This is a genomic window from Bacteroides sp. CAG:633 (assembly GCF_000435115.1).
Classification (GTDB): Bacteria; Bacteroidota; Bacteroidia; order Bacteroidales; family Bacteroidaceae; genus Bacteroides; species Bacteroides ndongoniae.
Window position 1 is genome coordinate 1 of record NZ_FR883007.1, and the last position, 12,693, is coordinate 12,693.

General features: G+C 52.2%; 5 protein-coding genes. 1 reads left to right on the plus strand and 4 read right to left on the minus strand.

Features of this window, described 5'->3' with window-relative positions:
• On the plus strand, positions 1-1,537 hold a 1,537-nt coding region (locus tag QVP67_RS02820), incomplete at its 5' end, for a hypothetical protein (RefSeq protein ID WP_288179835.1).
• Between the two features lie 14 nt (positions 1,538-1,551).
• Here the strand turns inward: QVP67_RS02820 and meaB are convergent.
• From meaB to QVP67_RS02840, 4 genes are all read right to left on the minus strand, one after another.
• A complete protein-coding gene (gene meaB / locus QVP67_RS02825) occupies positions 1,552-2,655 on the minus strand; it encodes a methylmalonyl Co-A mutase-associated GTPase MeaB (protein WP_022162041.1) in 1,104 nt (367 codons plus the stop codon).
• Between the two features lie 2 nt (positions 2,656-2,657).
• On the minus strand, positions 2,658-3,725 hold the full coding sequence (locus tag QVP67_RS02830) for a DUF1573 domain-containing protein (RefSeq protein ID WP_022162042.1): 1,068 nt from the start codon (positions 3,723-3,725) through the stop codon (positions 2,658-2,660).
• Positions 3,726-4,061: 336 nt separating this feature from the next.
• Entirely contained in the window at positions 4,062-9,794 is a 5,733-nt protein-coding gene (locus QVP67_RS02835) for an alpha-2-macroglobulin family protein (RefSeq protein ID WP_022162043.1), read from the minus strand.
• A 1,034-nt stretch (positions 9,795-10,828) separates the two neighbouring features.
• The gene (locus tag QVP67_RS02840) at positions 10,829-12,286 is read right to left on the minus strand and encodes an aminoacyl-histidine dipeptidase (protein WP_022162047.1); all 1,458 of its coding nucleotides are present in this window, start codon (positions 12,284-12,286) and stop codon (positions 10,829-10,831) included.
• Positions 12,287-12,693: the final 407 nt, after the last annotated feature.

A 12,693-nucleotide genomic window follows, 5' to 3' on the forward strand; every position in this document is an offset into this window, starting at 1 on the left:
AGCGGCAGCAATGCCGCCGACCTACATACCTATGAAATACGCCCTTTTGTTCCTCCTGCTTGCCTCGTGGCTCACCGCGTGCACCCAGCGCCACGACGACATCCCGAATGAATTTTGGGACAGCATCGCCTTGCACGACTCTGTTCACCTGTCCGACAGCTTGCTTCAAACCGGCCTCCAGCAGGCCATCGAAGCTGATGACTCGCTGCATGTCAGCATGATCTGTTTTTTTCAGGGGAAGAAACTTCATCAAGGGTATTTCCTGCTTCGTGCACAGGAACGTTACGAAAAGGCACAGCGCTATCTGCCTGCCCAAGCGCCCCCACGACTCCGCATGGAACTGGACATTGCACAAGCTGACCTTTGTCGCTTCAATCATTTTGAGAAACGAGAAAACCAACTGCTGGACAATGCCCAACAACTGGCCACCGAACAGCAGGACAGCCTGATGCTGATACGCATCTGCCTCCTCCGCTGCCAGCGGGAGAAAAGCAAAAAGGATTTCGCCCGAGCCCTCGACGAACTGCACACGGCCTATCGCTATGCCTACGCCATAACGCCCGAACGGCGTGCCGAACTGCAAGCTGAAATGGCTGTCGTACACCTATACCTGCAACAGCCTGACTCTGCCCTACTCCACCTTGACCGTGCCATTGCCACTCAAGCCGGTCGACAAGAATACTACCATGCCCTACGCCAAGGTGTGCGCTATCACATTGCCCGCAACGACTCGGCCCTGCCCTACTTCCGCCGCATAGCCGAGATGTTTCCTCTGGCCCGCAAGACGGATGCTTACCGCTACATGGCCGAAGTGCTCAACCGCCGCGGACAGTATGATAAAGCTATTGACTTCCTGCGCGAACACGTGCGCTACCGCGACTCGCTCGATGCAGACAAGAAAGCTGAACTGCTGGAGAAAGTACATGCCATACGCGAATATCGCAAGCAACAGCAACAGATCGAAGACAGCGAACGTCAGCTGACCCACCGGATGCTTCAGGTGTACAGACTCGCGGCAGTAGTATGCGCACTCATCATTCTGTGGGGTGCTTACTACATCTACACACGCCGTCGCCAGGCGCTACTCAACCGCGACCTGATGCAAGCCCAGCTTTCGAAACAGGAGATGGAGATACGCTACCTGCGCGAGCAGGAAGCCAAAGAACAGCTTGAAAACGCCCAACTCAACCAGCGTCTGGAATACTTCAAGCAGCTGAACGAAATCACCATCCCCCTACTGATGCGAAGCCGCAATCAGGCAGGCGCCCTGCACCTCTCGCCCGAGGACTGGCAAACGCTACGCAACAACACCGACGCCTGCTTCGACAACTTTACCCGACGGCTGAAAACCGCCTATCCCCAGCTGAGCGATGAAGAAATAGACTTCTGCTGTCTGGTGAAAATGGAACTTCCCCTGGCCATACTGGCAGAAATCTACCACATAGCCAAGGGAAGCATATCGCGCAAAAAGATGCGTCTGAAAGAAAAGATAGGAATCACCGACGTCAGCTTCGACGACTTTGTCGCCTCCTTCTGACGCAACGGGCAGCCTCAACGTTTCATATCGTCGAAGTAAGTGTCGAGCAGCGACTTGGCCGCTACAAACGAAGTCAGATTGCCTTGCAGCACCTGTTGTTCCTGACCGGCCAGCATGGCTTCGATCTTCGGATTGTGATAGAAGCTGTCGCGCAACTGTTCGTTAATGCTTTCGTACATCCAGTATTTGCTTTGTTCGTTGCGACGGTACTCGAAATAGCCGTTCGCTTTCACAAAGTCCATGTATTGGTAAATCATGTCCCAGATTTCCTTCACACCCAGGTTGTAAAAGCCCGAATAGGTCAGCACCTGAGGTGTCCAGCCACTTTCGGGCGCAGGAAACAGGTGTAAGGCATTGCGGAACTGGGCTGCTGCCAGCTTGGCACGCTCCAGGTTGTCGCCATCGGCCTTGTTGATAACGATGCCGTCGGCCATCTCCATAATGCCACGCTTGATGCCCTGAAGCTCGTCGCCCGTACCTGCCAACTGAATGAGGAGGAAGAAATCGACCATGGAATGCACAGCCGTCTCGCTCTGCCCTACTCCGACCGTTTCGACAAAGATCTTGTCATAGCCGGCAGCTTCGCACAAGATGATGGTCTCGCGCGTCTTGCGTGCCACACCTCCTAACGAACCAGCCGATGGACTAGGACGAATGAACGACTTGGGATGTACGGACAGTTTCTCCATACGTGTCTTGTCGCCCAATATACTACCCTTGCTGCGCTCACTACTGGGGTCGATAGCCAATACAGCCAACTTGCCGCCATACTGTTCGAGCACGTGCAAGCCAAAGACATCGATCGAAGTACTCTTTCCTGCCCCCGGCACACCACTGATACCCACACGGATGGAGCTTCCCGAATAGGGCAGACATTTTTCGATGACCTCCTGAGCGATGACCTGATGTTCGGGGCGTACGCTTTCGACCAGTGTCACGGCCTGACTGAGTATCGTCACGTCACCTTTCACAATGCCGTCCACATACTCCGCTACCGTCAGTTCGCGTTTCTTACGTTTCGGACGATTCTTCAAATAAGGACTTACGGTCGAGGGTTGTTCGACTCCGGCGTTGACTACCAATCCTTTGTATGCTTCGTTATTCTCGGGATGTTCCATGATTATTTGGCTTTAATGTTAATTTCTACTTTGGGTCTCATCGGGTCGTTGGTGATCATAAGCAGACGCAAATGACGCCGACGGGTACCGATATTTTTCTTATTGACAGTCACACGCAAACGGGTCGATTCGCCCGGCAGCAACACGGTCTTCTTCAGGCTGACGCCCACAGCCGGATGAAATACCTGCAACTTACTGATCTGCAAGGGTGAACGTCCGGTATTAGTTACTACAATATCCTGTTTGGCTTTCTTGCGTTTGGCCAGCACCTTGCTCAGATCGATGTCGGTAGCCGAAAGCTGTATACCAGGTGCGTTTTGCATTTGGGCTTCGGTCATGTCTGAAAAGTCGGGCAAGAGAATGGCCGATACAGGTATTTCGCTTTCATCGGTCACCTTATCGCCTGCAAAGCGCGACAGATAGACGGAAGCCTGCGTCAAACCAAGGTCGGTCAGTTTTTCAGGGTTCAGTGTCAGAGTGATAATGCCCTTTTCACCTTTCTGAAGCACATTGGGCTTCACCTCCATATCCAAATAGGGAGGCAGGTGCATCAGCACGGGTTCGTAGGGGCGGTCGGACAAGTTTACCACGCCAACGTGCATCACCGGATGCTCACCCAAGTGAACATCGGGGAAATCGAGCGTATTCTTGTCGATACGTATCTGGCCGATCAGGTAGGGATGAGTCTTGGTATAATCCTTGATTTCCTGCACCACTTCACCGTTGAAACGCAAGTAGACAATATGAGGTTCGGCATTGGTGTAGATAGCTACCGACTTCTGAAAGGTACCCAACGCTTCGGCATCGAAGGTGACGTTGACCATACCTTTCGCCCCGGGGGCTATCGGCGTCTGTGTCCACTGGGCTACCGTACAGGCACAATCGGGCTCTACATCAGTCAGCACCAGCGGCTCATCGCCGGTGTTGGTGATGGTGTATTGCACGGTGGCCGGGTGTTTCCACTCGATTTGCCCTAAGCTGTGCATCTCGGTATTGGACGTAAAACGCGGCTGAGCCAAGGCTCCCAAAGCCGCCATACATACATATAAAGTGGTTATGATTCGCTTCATTTATTTTAATTCTAACTTAAGTTTCGCAAGTGCTCAACTTATTAGTTGACAAGGCTTCAGTTAACAAGTCTACTAGGCTGGAACTCCCTGTTTGATAAAGTGCCGCTTGAAACGGCTCGCTACAAACGCCTTGTTAACTCGTCAACTTGTTGCTTGTCAACTGCAACTTGAGCTTGCGAAAGTTGGGATTCTAAATTACAAGGGCAAATGTAGGGCGATTTCTTTAGAATTAAAAATTAATAATTAATAATTAATAGTTAGAGGGTGTGGGAGGAAGATGGGAGCATCAAACAAGATTACCTCTAACTCTCCTCACCCCACTCCAACTATTCATTTTTAATTTTTAATTATTAATTTTCTTCCTGCCGAATGCGAAGCATATTCGGGCGCGTAAGCACATTGCAACGTAGCAAGTCCGGCCTCGTAGGTACCTCCACGAGCCACACGGTAACTATATTCGAGCACATAGACGCCTTTGCCCAAGTGGTCGAAGAAGAAGTTGGTTGCGGCATCTTCCACCTCGACATAATAGCCAAATCCATTGCTCCAACGATAGCCTGAGAAGGCACTGAGCGGCTCGAAACAAGCACCACGCTGGTCTTTCAGCTGAACAAAATCCATGGCTCGATCCAAACGGATGGTGAGACGCGATACAACCTTATCGCCCACCTTCAGGGCTTCACCCTGACCAAGGGGCTGCAACGAGCGTCGGCCATCGGCTGACAGGCGCTCTACATAGAGGCGTTTCTCCACATTCAGTTCGCCGCCCTGCTGTTTCACATCGGCGATGGGCGACAGATATTGGGCATACACGGCTCCCCAGGCGATGCCTGCATCACGCTTCTCAACAGTTACCTGACGGGCTTTCAGCGCCTGATGATCTTCAGTAAAGGTTTCCTTCACATAGCCCAAAGCAGGTGTAGCATCGGCAGCGGGCGAAGTGGTTTCGATGACTTCACGTCCCAGAGTGATACGCACATCGCCTGCTGTAGCCAGCAAATCATTGCCCTGACACAACAAGGCATAGATGGCATCGGCTGTCTCGACCGACGATTTCCAACAAGTGGTTTGCTTCTGCTTCAACAGCCAGAGTTTCATCTCCTCGACCAAAGCATCGTTACCGCCAGCCTTACGCAAGGCTTCCATCGCCTTGACATGGGCGGGCACGGGCATCATCGACCAACTGTAGGGAGCGTCGAGGAAAGCAAAGTGGGCACCCATCTCATCTTCTTGCACCAAGTGCTCCTTCAACGAGGCTATGAAGCGGTCGGCTTCGGTCTTCTTGCCTGCGGACAGAAGGATGATGGCCGCACGCGCCTTGCACGAGACGGAGGCAGTCGTCAGATTACCGCCTATCTTCGTCAGGAAGTAAGCCTGCGCCTTGCGGTTCGCATCGGGTAGTTTTTCACCTGATAAAGCTACGAGGTAGAGGTACTGTACAAGGTCGTCGGACAAGGAAGATACCTTGCTGCCCTTCTTCTCGGCCTTCAGCATCGAGCGGTAAGCCTCCAGCGCACGGTTGTTCAAATAGCCGAAAGCTGCTTGCTTCATGGTCTGTGCGTCGGCTGCGAGGGGCTGGCCAGTCAACTGTGGCAGGCGGACAAGCAATTCGGTCACGTAGCTGGTGATGTAGGAACTACCCGACATGCCCTTGTACCAGCTCCACGAACCATCGGTGCCTTGCAGCTCTTTCAGTTTGGTCAAAGCAGAAAGGTTGCGGTTATTCAGCTGATTGAGGTCGAACAGTGTGGCTATACGACTGCGTTGCTCGCTTTCGGTAGCGGCTTCGAGTACCCAAGGCGACTCAGACAAGAGAATGTTCTTCACTTCCTGATTCTTCTCCAGTTGGCTGAGGAAAGTTTCCTTGTTACCACCATCGGCCATCCAGGCGTCAAACACAGCCTTGATACGCGGCTGACTACCTGCGATGAAGCCCGCCAGCGAATTGGCATAGAAAGCAGAAGCCCAGTCGATAGCATTGTCGGTAGTAGGTTGAGCCAGCACCGGCAACGCCTGAACAGCATACCAGGCTGGGTTAGAGGTAAACTCAACCGTCAGACGGCGGTCGGTAGCCGTGGAACTGTCGCCGTTGAACAGGTGGCTAAGGTCGAAGGTGCGACTCTCTCCACCACGAATAGGCATAGCCAACGTTTCGGTAATGTACTGCTTGTTGCTGAGCACAGGAACAAGGTGTTGCTCACCATCGCTGAACGAATCGCCATCGGCTACGATACGCACACCCAGCAGGTTGTAGCGCTCGTCCACGTCGAAAGCGAACGATACGGAAGTGGTCCGACGGGCATCGGCTGTAAACTTCTGCTTCTGACTGTCGATGACCTTCTCCGTCAGGGGATCGAACAAGACGAAACGAACAGTGCCTTTCACAGCCTTGTCTGTCTGATTGGCGATGGTAGCAGCTATCTGAGTATGGTCGCCCACCCGCACAAAACGCGGCAGATTAGGCGTCAGCATAAACTCCTTAGATGTAACGGCCGATGCTTCCAACTGGCCAGTCAGCATATCTTTGGTGTGGGCATAACCACGGAAACGCCAGCGAGTCAGACTTTGAGGCATGGTGAAAGCAATGGTTACTTCGCCCTGCTCGTTAGTGCGCAAGTGCGGATAGAAGAAGGCTGTTTCTGCAAAATTGGTGCGAAGCTCGGACTGAGCCTCCGGCAAAGCACCTGTGATGAACGATTCTTCACGATCTTCTTCGAACACAGCTACCGGTACATATTTCACTTCGACCGCATCAGCACTCTCTTCCACTCCACGAGCCATGGGGGCATCAGCTGTTTTCTGTCTCAGTACCAGGCTATTTTCGCTAATGGACAAAACTTCGCCAACAGCGGAGAAATAAGTATAGAAGTAGTCGTATGTCCACGTAGGTACCCACTTGCTATCGAGCGGAAAGCGAAGATTGAAGTAGGCATCGGCATAGCGACTGGCATTGCGATAGCTGCTATACAGACGACTGCTGAAATATACATTCAATGACTGATTGTGGCGGAAAAGCTTATCGAGCGAGGCATCGTACATCGTAGCCAGCATTTCGGCCGAAGCAGGCAAACCCTGAGGTGTCTTGATAACGAGCTTCCACTCTTCTTCCTGCCCCGGGCGCAAGCGGTCGCGGAAGACTTCCCACTTCAGGTCGAGGGTGCGGTTGGGTTGGCGCTTCTTAAAGAATAGCTGGTGAGAGTAGTGTAAACCCTGCTTCACGAAGTTGAAAGTCAGCGTCACCCCTTCGCCATACTCGGGGCGGTAGGGCAAAGTGAAGTGCATCAGGCTATCGCTGAGCTGAAGTACACGGGTCTCGATGCGGCGGCGACCAGTGAAAACGTCCATCAGCACATAAGCATCCTTGAAGGAGGTGCCGAAGAAGAAATCGGCGGGTTGCGTTTCGTCGAACTCATCGAGGGGTTGATGTACGAACAGCTCGGTGAATTGAGACAGGCGTGTGTCGTGCTCCGAGAAGAGGGTGAAGTTCACGATCGAATGAGTCTGTATATCGCTATTCTCTTCACGTCCTAGGCTATCGGTCACGACAAAGGTCATGCGGTACTTGCCCGAGGGGATTGACCTCAAGGAGGAGAAGTCCTGACGTTGGTTGGCCACGAAATCGCCTTCGAGGACAATGCGATCGGCATCGGCTGGGCGAAGCAGGTAGCGGCCTTTCACTTCCTGAGGCTGCTGTACGCCGTTGGCGACGCTAATGGTGAAGAGCAAACTGTCTTCCTTGCAAATCACCTGCGGCATGTCGGACATGAAAGAATAAGCTTTTGTCGTTGCCTGAATGCCATAGGAAGCTGTCTGTGTCTCGCCCGCATCATCGGTTACGGAGGCTTCGACCTGATAATGATAATAACGATAGCCTCCCATTGAAGTATCGGCAGGAGCCTCTAACGTCAGAGGAATGCAGAAATTACCCTCGGCATCGAGCCGGACGGTATCGGCCAGCAAAGGTTTCGTCGAAGGAACGAAATAGCTTCTCAGCAGATCGTGGCGCGTCACGGTAAAGGCCAGAGGAACGTCTTGCACGGACATGCCGTTGAAGGATTTGACGTTACCACGCAGCATCACACGGTCGCCCAGGCGATAGGCTTCGGCCACGGGGGTGAAACTGATTTCGAACGTCGGCCGCTTATACTCTTCGACCCGGAACGAAGCTGAGTCCTCGTGTTTGCGGGTGGTGATGGAGAAAGCGCCGTTGAGACATGCCGAAGGCAGCACGAACTCGGCTGAGAAGGAGCCGAAGTCGTTGGTGCGGACCTTGCGGGAGGCCAGCTCCTTGCGGTTAGCGTCGAGCAGAAGCAGTTCGTAGTCTGCACCTTCGAGCACACGGGCGGCATCGGTTGTCTGTTCGTAGGCGATACCTTTCACGTAGACTGTCTGCCCCGGGCGATAGATGGCGCGGTCGATGAGCAGGGTCAACATTTTCTGTGCTGTATCAGAATCAACGATTCTGGAGATTCCCTGACGAAAATACTGAGGCGTCATGGCGCGATCGTCACCCTTGCGCGCCACGTAATAGCGTGCATTGGGCTGGCCGGTAAGCAGAGCTTTTCCTTCGGAGTCGGTGGTCAGCTGAGTCAGCAGACGGCGATTTTTGCTATCGTCGGAATAGAAGCTGAGCTGTACGCCTGCTATCGGATGGCCGGTAAGGGCGTCGAGGGTGATGAATTCGGTAGTCTGTTCGTCGACGTTCAGCGAAAGTACCTTAAAGCGGCTGACACACAGAAAATTGTATGACTGGTGAAGCGTCTTTTCGCCTTCGGGCACTGCCTGAAGAATATATACGCCTACGTCATCGGGCAGGCGGAAGTGCAACGTAGTATCACAGGAATGGTAGGGTACGTCTTCGGCGGCCTTATCCTTACCCGGCAGCGGACGGAGAGCAAAGCGGTGCGAAGCCAGCAGACGACCGTGGCGGCGGCAGACGGCGGACGTGAGGCCATCGTCCAGCCAGGGACGTTCGTCGTAGTCGGTGGCATAGACGTTGAGGGTGAAGCCACTGAGGTTGCGATAGTTGACTCGCATGCTGACCGAATCGGAGGGATAGCCTTCGGCTGTATAGATGTTGAGAGCCGGTTGCAGGATCCGCGCACGGATGTTCTTCAGTTCGCCGATGCGCTTGTAGGCAGCATAGCGCTTTAAACCTTCGTCGCACACGCGCAGGGCTTGGGCGTAGTGCCGCTTGTCGTTCAGCCACTGAGCCTTGCGGATGTAGACTTCACCACAGACGTCACGTGTGCCATAAGCAGCAATCAAGCTGTCGAGGGTTTGCAGATAGCCGTCGGGCGACTGCATATCGACACGCCATTGCTCGTAGTCGAGGGTGGCCATTACGACAGCATCTTCCGCATCGGGGCGTTGGCGATAGGTGGCAATCATCGTCTGATAGACATCTTTGATGCGGCGATCCATCAGCGAATCGACGTTGAAACCCCTCCACCCTTGATACGTATCGACGGCACGGCGAGCCAGCAGATGGTAGAGGTCGTGGGCATAGAATCGGCTGCCATCCTGCTGGATGACGAAGGGATCGTAGTCGGCAGCGGTAGTACGCAACAGGGCTTCGACGGGTTGCAAGGAGGCTTGCAGATGGGCGTCGATGCGGTCGATGAAGAGGTTAAGGCTCCACTCGCGCACGTCGGCAGGAGCCTCGTCGACAAGGAGCGAGGGAGAGTTGAGCAGCGTGCGGCGGTTGGTGCTGAGCAAGTCGGCATACTGACGCGCCAAGAGCGAGTGCAGAATGGCGCCATTCGTCTCGTCTGCCTCTTCCTGCGCCCAGCGCTCCATTGCGGCCAGACTGGTGTAAAGGCTGTCGGGCGTAATACGTTTCTGGCAGGCCTGCCGACAGACGTAGGCTTTCAGCATCTGCGGAGCGTTTTTCTCGGTTTGGGCCTTCTGCCAGATCTGGTCGGCCAGTCGAATCACGGTTTGCGGCAAACTCTTCTCGCGTGCTTCTTCGAGCTGCTTCCAGAGGTTGTCGTACGATTGCGCGTGGAGGGCTGGAAAAGCCATCAGCACGAGCAACATAACGGTGCAAATTCTTCGGATTGTCTTCATATTCTTCTCTCTATTTGTAGGTTTCATTATGCCGAATCGAAGGTTCGATTCTTCCTTTATAACAAAATAAGAGAATAAAATGTTAACGGGCGTATCTTTTAACTGAAAAAATATTGCACGGACAAAAAAAGAGGGATATCCCTCAATGAAAAGAGATATCCCCCTGGTGTGTATGATTAACTAATAATTACTGTGCTTTACATCTGAAGGCTATAATATCGCATTGCCTCCATCCAGTTTTTGCCAGCCAACAGCATGGCGCGCTTAAATGAATTAACAATCTTCTTTTTCATAACCTTAAAAATTAAAACGTTATCCTAAAAACGTACGGAAGTATACACGGTGTTTCCGTCTTCAGTTTTCTCTCTCTGTGGTGAGAGGGTGATCCTTTCTTTTTCAAGAAAGATAAACCCCTCTTTTCTGCATCTCGCTTCTTCCCATCTCGGCAAGAATGTGCTTCAGTGTACTAACAAATTTCTGTTTCATTGCTTTAAAAGTTTAGTTCAAGTTCCGTCCGAGAACGGACTTCCGAAAAATTCCGCCTCTGCGAAACTTGAAAATTAAAAACTAATACCTGAAAACCTCATTTGTTTCTTTTCTCTCTTTACGCTTTTTTCGAACCTTAGAACTTGTGTGCACCCAGCATCACATAGCCCCAAACATCGGCGTTGTTCTTGCCGAGGCGGTTCATGATTTTCTTTAACATTTTCATTTTGTTATCCTCCTATAAATAATGTGTTATCCTGTTGAATTCTCATTGAATTCATGTTTTACAGCACAAAAATAGAGCCATTATTTGAGATTGCAAGCGATTAAAGGCAGAAAAACATGTTATATAACATATTTCTTGATATGGGTCAATTTTTCGTAAGTTCGGACATTAAAAGACTGCCATATTGTACTGACAAGCGTGTTGCGAGAATGTCCGTACGGACAAAATGGCAGAAGTACGGGTACAAAAAAACGGGGCAGACCGTAGCCTGTCCCCGTTGTCTTGAAGTATTAGTCTTTCTTTTCTATTACCGCCGTCTTTTTCACTTTTCTGGCGTCTTCTCAAGCGTAGCCACCAGGAAGTCGTAGAACTTGCCGACCGAAGGAATGTAGGCACGTTCGTCGGGCGAATGGGGTGAGCGCAAGGTGGGGCCAAAGGAAATCATGTCGAGATTCTTGTAGATGGCTCCGATGATGCCGCACTCCAAGCCGGCGTGTATCACCTTGACAGCCGGTTCCGTACCAAACTGTTCCTTGTAGGACAGCCTCATGGCATGCAGGATGGGCGAGTCGACATTGGGCTGCCAGCCAGAATAATTGCCGCTCAGTTCGACCTTCATACCTGCCATCGAGAAGCAAGCGGTCAGGCTGTCGGCCAGGAAGTCTTTCATCGTGTCGCACGAGCTGCGCGCCAGGATGCGTACGTCGGCCTTTCCGCCTCCGATGAGGACGATGGCCAGATTGGACGAAGTCTCGACCGTATCGGGCACGGTAGGAATCATTCGCATCACGCCGTCCTGACAGGCCATCAGCACGTTGACCATGCTGTCCTGAATCTCTTCGGGCACAACGGTAGCAGGCACGTCAACTTCTTCCATCTTCAGGCTGATACCCTGCTCGATGGGTGCGTATTCGGCAGCGATCTGTGCTTCGTACTCGCGGATGTAGTCGTCCAGACCGTCCATATCTTCGGGGTTGAACAGCATCACGGCATGAGCCTCGCGCGGGATGGCGTTGCGCATGTTGCCGCCTTCGAACGAAGCCAACTGGCAATCGAACTCAAGCAGCAGGTCGTGAACGACGCGCACCAGCAGCTTGTTGGCATTGCCGCGGCCTTCGTTTATTTCGAGGCCCGAGTGTCCGCCGCGCAGTCCTTTCAGCGTCAGCTTGCGTGCTACGAAGCCTTCGGCGGGCGCTTCTTCCTTATATTCAAGCGTAGCGGTGAAGTCGATACCGCCGGCGCAACCAATGTACAGTTCGCCTTCTTCCTCGGAGTCGAGGTTCAGCAGGATGTCGCCCTGCAAAGTTCCGGGTTTCAGCCCGAAAGCACCTACCATGCCCGTTTCCTCGTCTTTGGTGATGAGCACTTCCAGCGGTCCGTGCTTCAGGTCGGTGGCTTCGAGCACAGCCATGGCGGCTGCCACGCCCAAACCGTTGTCGGCACCAAGGGTTGTTCCTTTAGCCTTCACCCAGTCGCCGTCGACGCGGGTTTCAATAGGGTCTTTCGTAAAATCGTGTACCGTATCATTGTTTTTCTGGGGTACCATGTCCATGTGGGCTTGCAGGATGACGCCCCTGCGGTTCTCCATGCCCGGCGTGGCCGGCTTGCGGATGATGACGTTGCCTATTTCATCGACAAAGGACTCCAGCCCCAGCCCCTTACCGAAATTGACCAGAAATTCGGTCACCTTTTCTATATGTCCGGAAGGACGGGGGATTTGAGTCAGCGAATAAAAATGCTTCCACACGTTCTGTGGAGCAAGTTGTAAGATATCACTCATAGCAGTATAAAACGAAAAATTGGTTTCTGCAAAGATAATAAAAAACTTCCTGAAAAACAATACCCCCTTGCACGGTTTTTCGGCTCTGCAACAAACGCTGTTTTCACATGCCGGACAATCGTACGGACAGGGCGTTTTTCGGCAATTATGGCGTTACATTACAGTTGTGACAGTTAATTTTAAGAGAAAATCAACCTGGGAAAAATCTGTAAAAGAAAATTAATAATATATATTATATATATTTATATATATAATATATATTATTAAAATATTTAACACTTTCTTCCCTTCCGAGGGCGACGAATCGGTTTTCACTTAAAAATAACTGTCACAACTGTAATGTAACGCTTGACAAGCTCCCTAAAAGAAAAGAACATTGCAGACACAAGATAGAGGCTCGTCGGACA